The organism is Chryseobacterium gallinarum (assembly GCF_001021975.1).
GTDB classification, from domain to species: Bacteria; Bacteroidota; Bacteroidia; order Flavobacteriales; family Weeksellaceae; genus Chryseobacterium; species Chryseobacterium gallinarum.
Genome location: NZ_CP009928.1, coordinates 3,540,808 through 3,559,141, shown reverse-complemented (window position 1 = coordinate 3,559,141; position 18,334 = coordinate 3,540,808). Strand labels below are relative to the sequence as shown.

At 37.4% G+C, this 18,334-nt stretch carries 18 protein-coding genes and 1 tRNA gene; 7 read left to right on the top strand and 12 right to left on the bottom strand.

What is annotated here, in order from left to right:
• Positions 1–92: 92 nt before the first annotated feature.
• A complete protein-coding gene (locus tag OK18_RS15960; RefSeq protein WP_128572381.1) occupies positions 93–656 on the bottom strand; it encodes a hypothetical protein in 564 nt (187 codons plus the stop codon).
• A 771-nt stretch (positions 657–1,427) separates the two neighbouring features.
• A tRNA-Lys gene (locus OK18_RS15955) sits at positions 1,428–1,500 on the bottom strand.
• A 270-nt stretch (positions 1,501–1,770) separates the two neighbouring features.
• Here OK18_RS15955 and OK18_RS15950 point away from each other — a divergent pair.
• Positions 1,771–2,226, top strand: coding sequence for a MarR family winged helix-turn-helix transcriptional regulator (locus OK18_RS15950; protein ID WP_053328641.1), 456 nt, complete (start codon positions 1,771–1,773; stop codon positions 2,224–2,226).
• 7 nt (positions 2,227–2,233) lie between these two features.
• Positions 2,234–2,746 (top strand): hypothetical protein, encoded by a 513-nt coding sequence (locus tag OK18_RS15945; protein ID WP_053328640.1) that lies wholly within the window; start codon positions 2,234–2,236, stop codon positions 2,744–2,746.
• 226 nt (positions 2,747–2,972) lie between these two features.
• On the opposite strand, the gene OK18_RS15940 is transcribed toward OK18_RS15945, so the two are convergent.
• Genes OK18_RS15940 through OK18_RS15930 form a run of 3 tightly spaced genes read right to left on the bottom strand, consistent with a single transcriptional unit; the run spans position 2,973 to position 6,945 of the window.
• Positions 2,973–4,562 carry an efflux MFS transporter permease gene (locus OK18_RS15940; protein WP_053329397.1) on the bottom strand — a complete coding sequence of 530 codons (1,590 nt, stop codon included), beginning with the start codon at positions 4,560–4,562 and terminating at the stop codon, positions 2,973–2,975.
• Positions 4,555–5,619 carry an HlyD family secretion protein gene (locus tag OK18_RS15935; protein WP_050021272.1) on the bottom strand — a complete coding sequence of 355 codons (1,065 nt, stop codon included), beginning with the start codon at positions 5,617–5,619 and terminating at the stop codon, positions 4,555–4,557. Before OK18_RS15935 ends, OK18_RS15940 begins: the two co-directional genes overlap by 8 nt.
• Positions 5,620–5,622: 3 nt before the next feature.
• Positions 5,623–6,945, bottom strand: a complete 1,323-nt coding sequence (locus tag OK18_RS15930) for a TolC family protein (protein WP_050021273.1) — start codon at positions 6,943–6,945, stop codon at positions 5,623–5,625.
• Between the two features lie 132 nt (positions 6,946–7,077).
• Between OK18_RS15930 and OK18_RS15925 the strand changes: the two genes are divergently transcribed.
• On the top strand, positions 7,078–7,890 hold the full coding sequence (locus OK18_RS15925) for an AraC family transcriptional regulator (RefSeq protein ID WP_053328639.1): 813 nt from the start codon (positions 7,078–7,080) through the stop codon (positions 7,888–7,890).
• 9 nt (positions 7,891–7,899) lie between these two features.
• Here OK18_RS15925 and OK18_RS15920 read toward each other — a convergent pair whose 3' ends face one another.
• From OK18_RS15920 to OK18_RS15905, 5 genes are all read right to left on the bottom strand, one after another.
• Positions 7,900–8,688, bottom strand: a complete 789-nt coding sequence (locus OK18_RS15920) for an SDR family oxidoreductase (protein ID WP_053328638.1) — start codon at positions 8,686–8,688, stop codon at positions 7,900–7,902.
• A 95-nt stretch (positions 8,689–8,783) separates the two neighbouring features.
• Complete coding sequence (locus OK18_RS21320; protein ID WP_156173310.1) at positions 8,784–8,951, bottom strand: hypothetical protein; 168 nt, start codon at positions 8,949–8,951, stop codon at positions 8,784–8,786.
• Positions 8,951–9,268 carry an SMI1/KNR4 family protein gene (locus tag OK18_RS15915; RefSeq protein WP_053328637.1) on the bottom strand — a complete coding sequence of 106 codons (318 nt, stop codon included), beginning with the start codon at positions 9,266–9,268 and terminating at the stop codon, positions 8,951–8,953. The genes OK18_RS21320 and OK18_RS15915 overlap by 1 nt, the downstream gene beginning before the upstream one ends.
• A gap of 60 nt (positions 9,269–9,328) precedes the next feature.
• Positions 9,329–9,670 carry a hypothetical protein gene (locus OK18_RS15910; protein ID WP_156173308.1) on the bottom strand — a complete coding sequence of 114 codons (342 nt, stop codon included), beginning with the start codon at positions 9,668–9,670 and terminating at the stop codon, positions 9,329–9,331.
• A gap of 55 nt (positions 9,671–9,725) precedes the next feature.
• Positions 9,726–10,316, bottom strand: coding sequence for a TlpA family protein disulfide reductase (locus tag OK18_RS15905; RefSeq protein ID WP_053328635.1), 591 nt, complete (start codon positions 10,314–10,316; stop codon positions 9,726–9,728).
• Between the two features lie 214 nt (positions 10,317–10,530).
• On the opposite strand from OK18_RS15905, the gene OK18_RS15900 reads away from it, so the two are divergent.
• The 4 genes from OK18_RS15900 (at position 10,531) to OK18_RS15885 (ending at position 14,889) form a co-directional block, all read left to right on the top strand.
• Entirely contained in the window at positions 10,531–12,861 is a 2,331-nt protein-coding gene (locus OK18_RS15900) for a TonB-dependent receptor (protein ID WP_053328634.1), read from the top strand.
• A 3-nt stretch (positions 12,862–12,864) separates the two neighbouring features.
• Positions 12,865–13,677 (top strand): DUF4249 domain-containing protein, encoded by an 813-nt coding sequence (locus OK18_RS15895; protein ID WP_053328633.1) that lies wholly within the window; start codon positions 12,865–12,867, stop codon positions 13,675–13,677.
• Positions 13,678–13,909: 232 nt separating this feature from the next.
• Entirely contained in the window at positions 13,910–14,305 is a 396-nt protein-coding gene (locus OK18_RS15890; RefSeq protein ID WP_053328632.1) for a VOC family protein, read from the top strand.
• A gap of 131 nt (positions 14,306–14,436) precedes the next feature.
• Positions 14,437–14,889 carry an SRPBCC family protein gene (locus OK18_RS15885; RefSeq protein WP_053328631.1) on the top strand — a complete coding sequence of 151 codons (453 nt, stop codon included), beginning with the start codon at positions 14,437–14,439 and terminating at the stop codon, positions 14,887–14,889.
• A gap of 395 nt (positions 14,890–15,284) precedes the next feature.
• Here OK18_RS15885 and OK18_RS15880 read toward each other — a convergent pair whose 3' ends face one another.
• Both OK18_RS15880 and OK18_RS15875 read right to left on the bottom strand, forming a co-directional pair.
• On the bottom strand, positions 15,285–15,938 hold the full coding sequence (locus tag OK18_RS15880; protein ID WP_050021282.1) for a response regulator transcription factor: 654 nt from the start codon (positions 15,936–15,938) through the stop codon (positions 15,285–15,287).
• Entirely contained in the window at positions 15,938–17,599 is a 1,662-nt protein-coding gene (locus OK18_RS15875; RefSeq protein WP_228377627.1) for a sensor histidine kinase, read from the bottom strand. Before OK18_RS15875 ends, OK18_RS15880 begins: the two co-directional genes overlap by 1 nt.
• Positions 17,600–18,334 lie beyond the last annotated feature (735 nt).

Below are 18,334 nucleotides of genomic sequence, written 5' to 3'. Positions count from 1 at the left end.
ATGAATCAAGGTAATGCCGGGTATATATTGATTGACTTAAAGATAAAGATATTCAATGGTTTGAAACTGGTCACCGGAAAATATCTATTACATTATTTAGAAACAACAGAACAGGTATTTCCTGCAATAATGGTATTAAATGTGATATTTCCGGTCTTGTCCGGGGTTCCGGTAATAGAATACTGTAAGCTTCCGTTTCCTACAGCAAAGTTTCCGGCGGGCAAAAAAGCAGTTAATCCATTGGCCTGAATAGACTGTGCCTCATAACGCCCACCATTTCCTCCTGTATAAGGAATTGTTAAAGTTCCTTTAAATGCCTGGCCTGCAACCGGATTAGGAGATACAGTAGCAGAAGTACATAATAATGATACCGGATTAGCCAATGCTTTTTTTCCAGTCAGCCCTTTTCCAAGACAATTAGACCATTTACCATTCTGATATGCTTTTACACATTCTTCTGATTGATCATAAATCATCATACCATTAACCGGATTAGCAACAGCAGCAGTGTTGGGAACTCTATTCAACAGTAAGGTTTTATTAGCAGAAGCCAGCTCTAAATCCGTACTTAAATGCGGGCTAGCTGTTCCAATCCCAACCTGGGAGAAACAAAGAGCACTATAACAAAATGCCAATAGTAATAACTTTTTTTTCATGGGAATCATATTTGGTTGTGTTGTATATTTTCTTCAAGGCAAATTTATATGTAATTTTTGAAACTGCAAAGAAAAAAAACATATTTTGTCACAGTGTCATGATTTTTTAATACATTATATATAGTTATATTACAAACACATATAGACTAATACATTTCACTATTGAAGGAATTTATAGATGATCAATAGGAAAAAATTCATCATTTTTTCACTTTTATAAATACAACATTATCTCAATTAAATGTATTGGTTAATAACAAATGTCTTTTAAGTGTTGATGACAAAAAAAAATAAGATCAGGTTTAAAAGTTGGAGGGCAGGAATGATTAGGTGTCTTTTGCACTTATCATTGGATCAGGAGCAAAGTTGGGGACATAATAAATTGAGTCTGAATATAAAAAATTCTGTTCATTATTGATTAGCGTCAAAATTATTGAGATCGTTTTTCACGCAAAGTTTAAAAAAACAATGTTCCATTTCAAGTAGCAAAGAAGGCAGCACAGCTGCTGACTAAGCGCATGCAAAGTCTTCGCTTCATCAGAAGCGATTAAAGATCGATTCATTTCTTAGCTTACTTAAAATAAAGAGTAATCAAAAAAAACCTTTGCACGAATTTTAAAAATTAAATAGATCTAAATGTTATAAGACCACAATTTTTGCGCTTGATCCCTTATCATACAATATAAGATATAAAAAAATCTTTTTTGCATTACATTTAAAAGCAAAACGAAAAAAACGGACAAAGCATTAAAAATGTCTTGTCCGTCTTAGTGACCCGGCTGGGATTCGAACCCAGGACCCATACATTAAAAGTGTATTGCTCTACCAGCTGAGCTACCGAGTCGCACTTTACCTGATTTTGTCAGAAATCCCTGTGTTTAAGGGACTGCAAAGATAGAGAAATCCCCTTTAAATCCAAACTTTCCGGCAAGTTTTTGTTATTTTTTTTCGTCTTATTTTATTAAACAACTGTTTATAAAATAATTACATTTTTATTTTTTCATAAGAGTTCCTCTCCTTTTTTCCTAATCGTCTTCAGATATTTTATTTTCAATTTGGATGAATCAAAAATAAATAATATCTTAGCAACTAAGATACTTTAATACTAAAACAAATGAATAAAGACAGGCTGAAACAATTCCGGGAAGCCAGCAGACAATATTCGGATGCTTCCATTTTTATGCATGAAGCTATTGCCAGGAAGGCAGGCTTATCCAATGCGGACCATAAATATTTAGGGCTGATTCTGCAATATGACACTATAACTGCAGGGGAGATCGCAAAACTGACAGGACTTACAACCGGTGCGGTAACCGGCCTGATAGATCGTCTGGAAAAAAAGGAATTACTGAAAAGGCAATTTATCCGGGAAGACAGAAGAAAAGTCATCATCATTCCTGATAGGGAAAACAGCATGAAATTACTGGGTCCGATTTTCGATGAACTGCAACAGAAAACCATTCAGCTTATTTCGACCTTTTCAGAAGCGGAAACAGACATTATCGAGCGGTATTTCAAAGGAGCAACAGCCATCATGAAAGAAACAGCCGATCAATTAAACAATACATAACAAAACCATGGAAAATTTAACAACCACTTACGCCACACGCGCAGAAATATGGCTCTGTATTACCACATTGCTTTATTTCCTTATGAATGGGGCTCAAATCTTTGAAACCTTTGTTTTCGTTCCCAAATGGACATTTTCGCCACCTGATAATTTTAAACTATTATCAGACGGAAAGGGAGCAAGTCTGAAGTTCTTTTGGATTATATTCCATTCCCTGCATGAAATAGCTTTTATTCTTGCTATTATTTTTTGCTGGAAAATTCTACCTGTAAGAAACTGGCTTCTGATTTTATTGGTAGCACACATTGCCGTAAGGATATGGACATTGGTGTATTTTGCCCCGCATATTATTTATTTTCAAAAAATTGCTGAATCTCCTGTTGTTCCGGAAAACCTGCCATCCAGGGTTTCGCTATGGCAAACGCTTAACTATGTCCGTGTCACTCTTTTCATTATTATTTCACTGGGACTTATCCCTTTATGTATCAAATTATTCAGCTTCGTCCATAATATGAAGTGAGTAATTCTTTTCTAATAATTACATTTATCTGAGAAAAAACTTTCAAAGCATGTGAACCTTGGAACTTCTCTACCGGTATTTAAAATAAGGAACAATCTGGAAAAACGTTAACCCACTCTCATAAAAAAGAGGCTGCCTTGCAGGCAGCCTCAAAGCACTCTATAAAAAACAGCTAAACAGCTATACTTTTCTAATGTAAAACCGGAATCATCACCGTCATGACTGGCTAGGCAGGAGATAATTTACGGGATCTTAAATATAAAACCGTGCGGTTCAGATAGGGAAAAAGAAGAATCAATAACAGGGATCCAAAAAGAAGCCAGCCCATTATTTCATAATAGTCCATAGCAAAACGTACATGATTCTGAACGTTTATCCTGCCCAGCAATAGTCTCTCAGCTGCTTTTGCTGCATGATCTTCAGACATTCCTTTTGCTGTAAGTTTAGCGGTTTGCGTGTGGAGAAAGCTTTTCACAGCAGGATCTATTGTGGTCAGGTGATCCTGGAAAGCATTGTAATGGCGGCTCTTTTCAAAAAGTTCATAAAAATTAATCAAAGCAATACTGGTGCAAAATCCAAGATACCTTACGGCCAATGCAGTTGCTGCAGCGGAAGGCCCAATAGAAGCCGGAACTGACGAAATGATAAAAATAATAGTAGGAACCATAATCAAGCCTACTCCCAGTCCCTGGATAAATAAAGGAATAAAATAATTGAACTCATCCGCCTGAACATCAAAAGAATAATACATCATCACATGAAAGGCAAACAGCATCAGGAACCCCGGGCCCCAGAGGTATTGTATTTTTTTCTTCTGTAATACCATACAACAGGCAATAATCACTCCCAATATAAGCCCGGAAAGGTTAAAGATATTGATATAGGAGATGTGGAAAGGATCCAGATGCAGTTCCGTTGCAAAATAATTATTGGTAATCCCTGAAGCAAAACGACAGATATACATAATGAAAAGAATAAGCAGTCCTACTTTAAAATTACGGTATCTGAACACCCTTAAATCTATATAAGGTCTTTTAATTGCATATTGACGAAATACAGAAATACCTCCCAATAATACAATTCCAACAACACTTCCCAGGATTCTTCTATCTTCCAGCCAATAGTACTCCTGACCGTAAATAGTGATATAACCTATCAATACCAATATGATACTAAAGAGGACAAAACTTTCCCAGTCCAGCTTATAAAGCGGGAACCTTGCTTCCGGCCTGTAATTACTCATGGTGAGGGTCAGAAAAATAAGCCCCGGCAAATACGAAAAAATGGCTGTTTTGTAAACGATATTAAAATTATAGGAATCGATCAGGTCTGCAGTAATCAGGTTATTAAAAGGTAAAGCACAGAGAAGGATTCCGAAGAATACTGAAAAACTGATTTCCCTGCCTCTTTCACTACTCAATCTTGTAAATATTAAAGTAAGTGAAAGATTTACATTTCCGGCAAACAACATCCCCTGAAGAAAACGCACCGGAAAAAGAATATATATTTCATTGGTATAATAACAGATCAGGCAAGCCATAATCTGTAATGTTGTAAAGATCAAAAAGTATTCTTTGGCGGCCAGGAAACTGAAGAACCGTCTTTCCAGGCTATAGAACCCTACGTATCCCGCATAAAACAAAGCTACTGCAAACTGGATGTCTGCCGGCTCACTGCCATAGTATCCTGCCGCTGCATTACTATTCGCCAATGGCAGGAAGAAAATAATAATTCCGGGTAAGGTCATGGAGAAAAGAATGATTTTGATCAGCCATTCAGGTGCCCAGCGTTTAAAAATCGGGATTTTTCTAGCCATTGAAATGCTTTTTACGGGCATATACGTTTACATTCATCCCCACTTTCAGGACATCAATATCCTTTCTTTTTCCATCCACGCGAATTCTTACGGGAATACGCTGTACAATTTTCACATAATTTCCGGTAGAATTATCAGGCGGCAGTAACGAAAAACTTGATCCCGTAGCTGGAGATAAAGAAATAATGGTTCCCTGAAATTCTCTGTCGGGATAAGAATCGGCTACAATCTTTACATGGTCTCCGATATGCATATCCTTAATCTGGGTCTCTTTATAATTGGCCACCACCCATTTGTCCGTTTCATTATTGACAATAAAAGCCAGTGTTTCTCCGGCTTCAATCATCTGCCCTACCTCAACGGTTCTTCTCCCCATCCTACCGTCATATGCTGCTGTAACAGCTGTATAGCTTACATCCAGCTTATGGCGGTCCAGTAGAGCTTCCAGTCTTGCAATCTCAGCCAGAACAACCGTTTTCTCGGCCTGGATATCGTTTATTTTGGATACAGAAGCAGCATAGATATCCTGTGAAGACTTATAATCATTCTCATTCACCTCCAAAGTGGCTTTTACATCTTCCAGCCTTTGCCTGGTGGCCGATTCTTCATTGTAGAGTTTCTCATAGCGGTTATAATCAAGCTGCTGTTTCCAGACTTTCGCTTTATTGGCAGCTACCTGGGCCCGGGCTGAAGCCGCCTGCTTCTCTGTGGTACTGGTATTGCTTTCCAATACTTTCAGCTCCGCCCTGGCTTTCTGAAGGGCTGCCTGGGTTTGTTTCTGCTGGAGAATATATTCACGGTTATCAATGACCAGGAGGGTATCCCCTTTTTTAACTTCCTGATTCTCTTCAAACTTTACCGCGACAATGAACCCGCCTGCCCTGGAAATAATCGGATTTACATATTCCTGTACTTGGGCATCGTTGGTTTGTTCATATTTAGAATAGTTTCTGAGCGTAAATCCGCCCCATACCGCCAATGCTGCTACGATAAAAAGGGAAACCCAACCTGTAATCCTGGTAATTAAACGGTCAGTAGGCGTATATTTCTTTTTCATTGTTTATAAAGTACCTGTTATGTTTTGTAATAAATAATAATTGTTTTGTGCCATAATTTTTGCCGCTTCCAGTTCAAATTTTGTCTGAAGCAGCTGTATATCTGCATCCAGCAGATCTGTGATTAAAGAAGTCTGGCTGAAATAGGTATTTTTGGTAATCCGTGCATTTTCTTTGGCCTGGGTTACATTGGTTTCTGCAACCCTGATCTGCTCAAGGGCTTCCTGGTATCGCAGATACGCTTCTTTCACCTGCTGCCTCACTTTATCTTCCGTATCCTTATGGGTCTCTTCTTCTTTCTCAAACTCCAGGGCGGCAGCTTTTACCTTTTGTGTGTTATGATACAGCGATGAAATGGAAAAAGAAGCTTTCAGACCTACAATTCCTAATGAATACCAATAAGGGTTATAAGGATACAGGAAAATCTGCGGATTAGCATAGTAAAACTCGCCATACAAACCAATTTTAGGGCTTACATTCGCTTTTACCTGCTTTAGTTTAATTTTGCTGAGTTCTGTCTGCTGTTCAGAAACATGATAATCAAAAGAATGATCCAGCGCCAGTTGCAGATATTCCTTATATGTTGTATTTTCATCCCACTGACTGAACGGAGCGTCAGGAATAACAATCTGGTCATCAGGAATCCCCAGGATAATATTCAGCTTTTGCATGGCGATAAGAATATCGTTTTCAATAGTCATCAGGGCCATTTTCCGTTTGGAAAGTTCAAGTTCTACCCTTAAAACATCTGTCTTTAATACCACCCCGTTTTTGTAAAGGGCCTGTATTTCCTTAAGCTGTGTTTGCTGATCAGCAATATCCTGCCTGATAAGGTTACGGAAAATTAAAGTTTTCTGAAGTTCAAGATAAAGGGTGGCTGTTTTGTAATGGATATCGGAAACTGACTGTTCTTTCCTTATATTTTTAATTTTTTGAAGCGTCTGGTTTTCTTTGATTTTAAGATTGAGTTTATTTCCTTCATAAATATTGAGGTAAAAGTCGGCTCCGGCTCTGTAAAGGGTGTGAATTACTTCATGCTGGACCGGTCTGGAAAAGATTCCGTTTTCATAGATAGGGATGTTGGAAGCCTTTTCAATGGAACCTTTCACTCCTATTTCCGGTAATCTTTCCCGTTTGGCATCTTTTACTTCCGCTTCTGCAATGTCTGTATTGATGGTATTGATTTTAATATAACGGCTGTTTTCTTCAGCTCTTTGCCATGCGTCTTTTAGAGAGAGCCGGATGGTATCATTTCGGAGACTGCCTGCCTGGGCCGGTATGCTATAGATAATACCCAGCAACAGCAGTCCGGTGAGATAAATTTTCATCTGAATTTTTCGAATTATTGCAGTGCAAATTTATCGGCAATCCTGAAAATATTTTTATCTAAAATAGTCAAGTTTTACATGATTCCGGCCAAATGATTATATTTGCATTCTGATATTATTTAAGTTCTTTGTATGGGATTAATCGCTACACTTCCGCATATCGATCAGCATGATAAAAGTGTCTTTGTGATGCACGAAAAATCTGAAAAACTGATCCCGTTCCACAAGCATACCAAAGGTCAGTTAAGTTATGTAGAAGGTGGCATCGCCTATATTACCATTGATAACCGTACTTATGTGGTACCAGCACGGCATTTTTTCTGGATTCCTCAGGGAATGGAACACATCCTTGAAATCGGCCACTCTGCTACCATGCTTCGCTCACTTTATTTCTATGCCTATGATGATGTTTCAGATCCTTTTTATGGCAGATTAGGGATCTATCCTGCATCAGAATTGCTGATTCAGATGATTAAATACACAGAAATATGGGACGAAAAACATGTGACTTCCGGGGATGAAAACTTTGAATTTTTAGTTGCCTTAAAAAAAATTCTCCCCAAAACGCATCAACAGCCTTTACCGATTATTCTCCCTGCCACCCACAACAAGCAGATGATCAAAATAGTTTCTTACCTTGAGTGGAATATCGGCGAAAAGCATACTTTAGCCAATGTAAGCTCCCGGTTCGGATTAAGTGAGCGTTCCATGTCCCGCCTGTTTAAAGCAGATATGGATATTTCTTTTCTTCAGTATCTGAAAACATTGAGGATTATCAAGGCTATCGAACTGCTTCTGAATACGGATAAATCCATCAGTGAAATTGCCGATGATGTCGGTTACAGCTCCATCAGTGCGTTTAGTGACACGTTTCACGAATTTACCCGGTCCAGGCCTTCCGATCTTAGAAAAAGCAGTACAATATTCAGGAATCCTGCCAACTGATCTTCAAACTTAATAGGTATTATTCAGGCCTCCATCCAGAGGAATACTTGCTCCGGTAAGATAGGCGGCATATTCCGAGGCCAGAAAAGCTACAAGATGTCCATACTCTTCAGGTTTTCCTAATCTTTTCATCGGAATTTTATTTTCCCTGGCTTTCCTGATGGCTTCAGCAGATCCTCCGGTTTGTTGAGCTTCATGCTGAATCAGGTTTTGTATTCTTTCCGTATCAAAATAGCCGGTCAGAACATTATTAATGGTAATATTATGTTGTGCTATTTCATTAGACAGTGTTTTTGCCCACGCGATTACTGCTGAACGAATGGAATTGGATAGTGCCAGATTGCCTATAGGCTCTTTGACTGACAGAGAAGAAACATTGATAATCCGTCCCTCATTTTGTGCGATCATATAAGGCAAAGCCAGGAGGGTGGTTTCACAGACGGTCTTAAAAAGGAGGTCAAATGCCTGTTGATAATCCTCCGGTATTTTATCTAATGCCAGTCCCGGCTCGGGCCCATTGGTATTGTTGACCAGAATATCTATGGAGTTATTATGAAAATATTCACGAATCACTTTTTTATAGTTTTCAAAATCAGAAAAGTCAGCTACAAGATATTGATGTTTCTGATTAGCATGAACAACAGGCAATGAAGACACAAAATCCTGAAGTTTTGTTTCGCTACGCGACATTACCGTTACATTGGCTCCACATTTTGCCAGTTCAGTGGCAATTCCGGCACCTATCCCTTGTGTGGCCGCTCCTACTAATGCATTTTTTGAAAAAAGCTGAATATTCATAAGCGATATAATATTGTTTGTTTATGATAAATGTAAGAAAAACCCTCAAAACCCGGAAGGCATTTGCACTCTACGGATCATAAAAGATTAAACCATTACACTGTAAAAGGATAATTTTCACTTAATGCAGGATCTAGGATATGTAAAGTTTCATAAAAATATTGTTTAACGGTTTCCGGGATATCATCATATTCATCGGAATATGCATCCAGCTGCTGAATAATAAATGCCATTTGCAGCCATTGTCCGAAACCGATATTCATCAGCTGCATTTTTCATCATCATGATCATAAAACAAAACATTTCCATCCGGATCAAAAAACCAACGATCTCCCTGACCATTACCTGCAAAACACCAGTAGCCCGGCATTTGAAATGCTTTATTTTCATTCACAGCTTCTACAGAACTGTATAAAATAGCTTCTGAAGCAATTTCACTGGTTTTTATTGAAGTAACCAGACTTTTATACCGGTCAGGAAAAGGAAAATCAACGGTTTTTGGAAAGTTTTGCAGGATTCTTTTTTCCTTTAAAATTTCTGTTTCTATCGCTTCAATCGACATTATTTTAAATGGATTCATAGCAAGCCGAATTCTTATTTTGTTTGAAAAATTTCAAAATGATATTTGGTATGATTTAGATTACTCTGCATATACAGGTACGGGCCGGCCTTTCAGCATACATGGGATAAATTCAACTTCTCCCTGTAGTTCTTCCCTCAGGGCAAGAACGGCTTTTTCGGAAAACAGATCACCTACACCTCCTGTATAGCATGTATACAGATCGTATTGGTGAAGGAAATCATCCAGATGCAGATGATGCTCTTCAGAAAATTCTTCTTTAATGGGAATGCAGTTATTTCTAACAGGAGTATCCCTGTATCCGGGAAGCTGAAATTTATTAAAAATGATTCCCTGTTTATCGATCACGGAAAAATAATAATCTTCTTTCTCATGGAAAGAAAATAAGGTGTATAAATTCATTATTTCATTCTCTACCATATACAAAAAACAACATTCACACTTCAGGTTGCTGTATCTACTTTAATAATGTATCAATTCCGTTATAAAAAGAATCCTTGCTATAGTCTGCAACTCCTGTATGCCGAAGCCGGATTTTCCCCTGCTTGTCCAAAACTACTGTAGTAGGCAGTGATCCGTCGTAAATTTCTTTTGGAACAGAACCTGCGGGAGTCAGAAACGGAACTGTAAATCCTTTTTCTTTCAGGTATGCTTTTCCCGCTGCCGGATTATCGTCCAGGTTTACTGTGAGGAAAATCAGGTCCGGATGGGAACGGTATTTTTCATAAAATTTCTGGATAGAGGGAAATTCAGCACGGCATGGAGGGCACCATGACGCCCAAAAATTGATAAAAACCACTTTCCCTTTACAATCTGATATATTTTTCCCTTGTTCATTTATCAGGGGAAAATCTGCATATGAAATCTCTGATACACCTTTATCATCTTTATTTCCAGGCCCTGACATACTGGAATTGAGCAGGCCGGTGGAAGCAACCTGCCTCATCAGCCATGCTTTGGCATCGGGATTTACAAGCAATACAATCAGCAGGATAGCTAAAACCACTGTAGACCCATTGCTTACAAGCCATTTCTTTAGTTGTCCCATATACTGTTTCTGACAATTTTTTACAACAATATAAGGCTAATATTTGAATCGATAGCCATAGGAATACATGTATATTGAACTGAAAAAAGCATTTTCAAGTGCATTTATTTCATAATTAACGCTTTATATGTAACTAATCTTTCTTTTCACCAACTAATCCAGTAAACTATAACTGATATTGAAGGGATTTCTACTCGTGTAAAAAATAAACTCAATGCAAACATCTTTTTTTAAAATTGCTGCCGCTTCAGCCGCCTTCTGTATCAGCAGTTGGGCTATAGCCCAACAAAAATACCAGGTCAGCGGAACCGTTAAAGATCAAAAAAACGGAGAACTTCTGATCGGAGTAAGTGTAAAAGTAGCTGAAGATCCTTCTATTAATGTGATCGCCAATGAATATGGCTTTTATTCCCTGTCTTTACCGGAAGGGAATTACAAGATCATAATCTCTTATCCTGGTTATAAGGATTTTGAACAGCAGATTACGGTCAATCAGAATATCAAACAGGATCTCCTGCTCAGCCAGCAGGAACAGGTATCAAAATCAATTGATGAAGTAATTATTACCGGTATTAAAAAGGACAAAAACCTGACATCAGCTCAAATGGGGGCTGAAACATTAAGTATTAAAAATATAGAAAAACTCCCTGTTCTTTTCGGAGAAAAAGATGTAATGAAAACTATACAGCTATTGCCGGGTATTAAAAGCAACGGTGAGGGAAGCAGCGGATTCAGCGTGAGAGGTGGTGCCACCGACCAGAACCTGATCCTACTGGATGAAGCCCCGGTTTATAATGCCTCACACTTACTGGGCTTTTTCAGTACTTTCAACAGTGATGCTTTAAAAGATGCCAGCATTATTAAAGGAAACAGCCCCGCCCAATACGGAGGGAGGCTTTCTTCAGTACTTGACGTGAAGATGAAGGACGGAAATAATAAAGACTATAATATCAACGGAGGAATCGGGTTAATCAGCAGCAGGCTAAGTGTAGAAGGACCTATTCAAAAGGAAAAGTCTTCTTTCATTGTTTCGGGAAGAAGAACATATGCGGATCTATTCCTTAAAACAAATAAAGATTATAAAGACAACAAATTATACTTTTATGACCTGAACCTGAAAGCCAATTACCAGATTAACGAAAATAACCGGCTTTATCTTTCAGGATATTTCGGGAGGGATGTTCTGGGATTAGGAAATACATTTTCTACAGATTGGGGAAATACCACCGCTACATTGAGATGGAACAGCATTATCAGCAGCAAATTGTTTTCCAATACCTCATTTATCTACAGCAATTATGATTACAAAATCAGTCTGAAGAGTAACAATAATACTTTCGGATTGAATTCAAAAATACAGGACTGGAATCTAAAGCAGGATTTCACCTGGTTTGCCGGAAACAAACATTCGGTCCGTTTCGGTCTTCAGTCGATTTATCATACCATTACCCCAAGCAGTGCTTCAGGAACAAGCGTAAGCAGTTTTCCGAGGAATCCAAGAAAATCATGGGAAAATGCATTGTACATCAATGATGATTTTAAAGCTACGGAAAAGCTGACAATCAACTATGGAGCCAGGCTTTCCATGTTCAGTATTCTGGGAGGTGATACATTTAATACTTATGAAAACGGGGTGCTTACCGGCAGCAGGTTTCTTGAAAAAGGTAAAATCGGAAAAACCTATGCCAATCTTGAGCCCAGAATTTCGGCAAACTACCGGATCAATGAGGTGAGCAGTGTGAAAGGAGCCTATTCCCGCAATACCCAGAATCTGCATCTTTTAAGCAATTCCAACAGCGGCAACCCTACAGACCAGTGGATCGGAAGCAGCTATACGGTAAAGCCTGAAATTGCAGATCAGATCAGTCTGGGATACAGCAGAAATTTCAACAATAACAATTATGAGCTGAATGCCGAGATCTACTACAAATCCATGCAGAACCAGATCGATTTTAAAAACGGCGCCCAGATCACTTTTGATACAGCTGCTGATGTAGAAAGAGAACTTCTATTCGGAAAAGGAAGGGCTTACGGCCTTGAGCTTATTGCCAAAAAGAAAAGCGGAAAGCTTACAGGATGGATCTCCTACACCCTGTCTAAAACAGAACGAAAAATCAACGGGATCAATAATAATGACTGGTATAATGCCAGAATGGACAAAACCCATGATCTTTCTGTGGTAGCAACTTATCAGCTGAATCCTAAATGGTCTGTCTCAGGATTGTTTGTATACAGCACAGGAAATGCCGTAACCTTCCCTACCGGGAAATATGAACTGAACGGCCAGACTGTTTTCCAATACAGCAATAGAAATGCAGACAGAATGCCTGCTTATCACAGAATGGACCTGAGTGCAACATACGAACCGGAATCCAATAAACGATTCCGTGGCTCATGGACTTTTGGAATTTATAACCTGTATGGCCGTGAGAATGCCTACATCATCAATTTCGAAGACAATCCGGATAACCCGGGAACAACCCGTGCCATGCAAACTTCTTTATTCCGCTGGGTACCTAACATCACTTATAATTTCAAATTTTAAATCATGAAAAATCCATTTTTTATTATATTATCCCTGTTTTTAGTTACCTCATGCCAGAAAGAAATTGACCTGGATCTGGCTGATCAAAGTGGAAGGATTGTCATTGAGGGCAATGTAACCGACCAGGTGGGTCCATACACCGTAAGAATTACAAAATCTGTAGCTGTTAACCAGCAGAATCAGTATCCTGCAGTAACCGATGCACAGGTCATTCTAAGTGATAATACAGGCCAAACAGAAACCTTACAATACATTGGTGACGGAAAATATCAGACCTCAACCTTTATAGGGGTATCAGGAAGAACCTATACACTTAAGGTACAGGCGGAAGGACAGCAATATATTGCTCAAAGTACCATGCCGGAAGCAGTAGACTTTGAAGGTCTTGCACAGGATTCTTTTAAATTCGGGGATAAAATGAGTTATACACTCCTGCCCATTTTTACCGATCCTGTAATGTTAGGAAACCGTTATCTGTTCAGTTTTACAATCAATGACCTGTCTAAAAAATATATTAGTGTATTTTCAGATAACCTCAACAACGGATTGCCTAATCAACGTCCACTCATGCTTCCGAATGATGATAATGATGGTGCAGATCATGAGGTGGTAGCGGGAGACACCATTTATGTAGAGATGCAAAGCATTGATAATACTATATTTACCTATTACAGTGCCCTTCTTGATATCTCCGGCAATGGCAGCGGGGTAACTCCCGCCAATCCTCCCAGCAATATCAGCAATGGTGCTTTAGGATATTTTTCTGCGCATACCCAAAGTAATAAAAGTTTTATCATCCAGCAGACCACTCCATAGATTTAAAAGATATTCCACCTTTTGGAAATATCCTTGATAAAACCGGATTATAACACGGCTCCGGAGAAAGTTTTTCTCCGGACCTTACATTACATTTTGGACTGTGTTTTTGAATTCCCAATACTGCCATTGAGCTTCTATATACAATCTATGAAAAGACTACTGACATGCTGTTGTCATTGCCCTACTCTACCTTTGTTTAAAATTATTCAACAATACAATTTTAAACAGTATGAAACTTACATCATTAAGAGTTATTACCAAAGACATCAGACCATCCGTTCAGTTTTATGAAAAAGTAACCGGATTAACGGCCCGATGGTATACAGAAGATTTTGCAGAACTTTCTGCCGGTACGATTACCATTGCTATCGGAAGCCTCAGGACCATGAAGCTGTTTGGCGGAAACCCCGCAACACCGGCAGGAAATAAAAATACAATCATCGAGTTTCTGGTTCCCGATGTAGATGAATCCTATCAAAGAATTAAAACTCTTACCAATGATATCATTCAGGAGCCTACAACTATGCCCTGGGGAAACCGGTCGCTCCTGTTCTGTGATCCGGACGGGAATTTAATTAATTTTTTTACTCCTGTGAGTGATGAGGCAATAAAGAAATTTAGCTAAGTGCTTTAATTTTTTATAGCAATTCCTGAAATTTTGATTTCTTGCCTTATGCAAAGATTACTGGTCAATAATTTACCTACCATTGTATTGCCTACCAATTTTTCAAGTAAAGTAAAATAAAAACTAAATCTATGGATAATTACAGTAATACTCTTGAAGTAAAAGCTACTTCTGATAAGATCTATGGGGCATTAACCCGTACCATTCCTCTCTGGTGGAGTGAAATGTTTGAAGGATCATCTGCACACAAGGACGATGTATTTACTATCAGATTTGGAGACAACATTCATAAAACCATGCGGGTGAAAGAAGTGATTCCCGGTTCCAGGATCAGCTGGTACGTCGAAGACTCACTGATCGCTATTCCTACATTAAAAAATCAAAAAGAATGGATAGGAACCACTATAGTTTGGGAAATGGAACAAAACGAAAGTTCAGGTTTATTACGACTTACACACGTCGGTTTACAACCTTCCATCGAATGCTATGAAGTGTGCTCTGTCGGCTGGGAACAATTTATCAGCAGCTTAAAACTATTCCTGGAAACAGGAAAAGGAAATCCCTATTTAAAAAACGGAATATAAAGAAAAAGGAGGCAAAAAGCCTCCCTTTTAGTGTTAAATAACCTGAAATTATCTTTTGTTTCTTTATATTTATGTTTGTGTTTTTTTTAGTATAAGTTTTCAAGAAACGCCAGATAAGGTTATTCCAAACTTTTTATAATTTAATTTCATCATTTGTTTTATATTTAATTTCATCACTTGCGTTTTTATATAACTATAGTTTATTATTTTTATAGTTACTCCAATTTACCTTAAATCCATTTGTGTTTTTTTAATCGGGTAAATTTTATACTGCAAAGTAACAACATCAGGATATAATTTCCCATAAAAACCCTGTAGATACACATCGGACATCTTATCGATATTTATCGATAATCCGGATTTAGCAAGGAAAAAGTGAGAAATAAGTTTAAAAACTAAATATTATGGTGTGTTTTGATCAGATCAATTAATTCGACAAGGTTTTCTATTTTCAGTTTACTGAAAATGTTCTTTTTAATGGTACTGACTGTATTTTGTTTGATATCCAGCTTATTGGCAATCTCAAGATTTCCGAGACCTTCCGCATACATTTCTGCAATTTCCAGCTCTCTTTTCGTAAGGCTATTAAGGGGATTAATTAAATTAGGATTGTAAAGGAACTGTACTAACAGTTCGCGGGAGGTCGCAGAAAAATATTCTCCTTTTTTTACAAAATATGAGATAGCCTCACGTATTTCTTCTTCTTCACTGAGCTTGCTCAGAAAACCGTTGGCACCTGCTTTAATAAATTTAAGAACATGCAGATCTTCTTCAAGCCCTGAAAATATCAGAATTTTGATATCAGGATTTACCCTTTTCATTTCAGATAAAATATGCAGGCTGTTGCCGTCAGGAAAATGAGCATCAATGATGGCTATATCAATTCCCTTTGACTCTGTCAGTTCTACAATCTGATGTAATGATGAAGTATGAAACACCCTGGCGTCAGGAACAATATCATGGAGTATAATCTCAATTCCCTGTCTTACAATACTATGATCATCTGCTAAAAGAAAGATGATTTCTTTGTTTTCAAATTCTGTCTCCATTATTTATTAGTATTTAGATGTAACCTGAATGTTATTTTTGTTCCCTTGTACAGTTTACTGGTAGCCGATATTTCTCCGTCAAAAAGATCTACAATCTCCTTTACTAAGCTCAGCCCCAGCCCTGCACCAAGATTGTCTACCTCATCAGACACTACTCCCTGGTAATAGGGTTCAAAAATCTTTTTCACATCAGATTCCGATATACCGACTCCTGTGTCTGCTACAGTTGTGATCAGGGAAATTTTATTTTTATCAACGGATTCTGTGGTCAGGATAAGATCGATTTGTCCGTTTTCCGTAAACTTATTGGCATTCCCCAGAATGTTCATAAATATCTGGTTGATCCTTATATTATCTGAGTTGACAACCATATTCTCGGGTATTCCGTCCGTTACAATAAACTTATTATTCCGGGTCTCCATATAAGGTGTGATCACTTTAACAATAGAATTAATCTCATCTTTAAGGTTAAAAACGGAATTGATAAGCTTTTTTTCGGCATCCTGATTCCTGGTATATTCCAGGATCTGATTAGATTGCAGAAGCAGGGTGCTATTGGTAAATTTTATGGATTGAAGATAGTCTTTTACTGTAGCATCTTCGGTACTTTTATAAATTTTATCAATAAAGATATTAATAATCTTCAGTGGTGACCTTAAGTCGTGGCTTAGCATACCCAGGATCCGGTTTTTGAAATTAAGATTGTTCTTAATCTCTTCATTCGCAGCATTTAATTTCCGTTCATATAGAAAAGCTACCCTGGTAAAGTACATAATCAAAATCGATACAATAAACATCAAAATCATTAAGCCGAAAACCAGATATCTCCTGATTTTATTATTGCTTGAACTTTGTTCATTGTATTCCTTCTCTAATTGTGATTTGAAATCTTTGATGGCACTTTCATACACTTCTATCAGCCCGTTGCGATACACCAGCAATTTGCTGAAATTACTGTAAAAACGCATATTATCCCGTTGGCTCTGGGCAGCATATTGTTGTACTTTTTTTACTTCGGCTGCATAATGCCTGTCCATAGATTTCATTACGTTACTGACCTCTGACTTTACCTGGGAAAGATCCACTTCCTTATTATTGGTCATTGTAATAACCGTATTTTCTTTCTGAACATTTACTTTTCCCGTTATTGCATCTTTCAGACGTCCCATAAAACCTTTCTTCTTGATGGTGTCCGTATAAGTGTGGGTCTGTATATTTAAATTCTCTAAACTATTCTTATACTTTTCCGGCTGATAAGACTGCTCTTCCATCTTTACAGGAGGATTCAACGAAGATTTATATGCAGAATCTATTAATGTTTTTAACCGTGTCGCTTTCAGGGTATCCTTTTTCTGCAAAGCCAGACTGTTTTTCAGTCTCGGGCTGGTATTTTCATAGGTGCTGATCTTATCAAAATTATTTTTAAGCTTTCTTAATGACTGAAAATAGAGCTGCAGTTCTTTATCATCCTGATTCATCATGTACTTTTGAAGGTGATCCTGGGCGTCCATGAAATCTTTCCTGGAGTTATCAGTCAATCCTCCCAGAGCTCTGCTTTCCTCCAACTGGTTCTTAATAAACTTCAGCTTTTTCTCATTAACAAACTCATTATAAATGAATACAGCAATAATAACCTGTATTAATAAAATACACAATATCAATGAGTAATGAACAATTTTCCTTAGTCTAAAATTTAAGAATTTATATTTCATAGGTGCCTATACGCTCAATTAATTTTGTGGTTTCTTACGTTACATTATTAAATGACATTATTACCAAAAATTTAATGATTAATACTGATCATTTAGCTGACAAAGTTAAAGTAATTTTTATTTTTTTATAATGCTAAATATCAGATAAAAACCAAAAAAACAGAACAATATGAAAAAAATAAAGATAACACAATAAATCTGATATTTAATTCATTTTTATATAAAAAAACGGGCTTTACATTGAATATAGAAAATATTTTTTTTCCTGTCTGTGCCTTTACCGGACTGTAGTGTGAGCTAAAACAATTACCTGAACTGTTTTATTCCTAAGAGCATAAAGAAAATCCCGGTTTTTTCTCATCAGCTTATATTATCATTTTTAAAAATAAAACATTATTATTATAAAAAATCATTACAGTATATGGTAAGATAAATTGAAAATAAAATCATTTTTGTAATCTCCATATTATGATATCAGTCTGAACATTTTGAAATGCAAATACAAGGGAATGGAATGAAAGCTCATCGAGAGTGCAAGGTATTGATATATATATATTTTTTTTGCGGGGGTTTATTGTATAATATATGTTTTCATATCACAGTTATTAGTATTTTCTATTTTTCATAAGGGATCCTGAGATGATATTTTCCTAACTTTTCAGTTTGAAACGATGTAAGGAATTA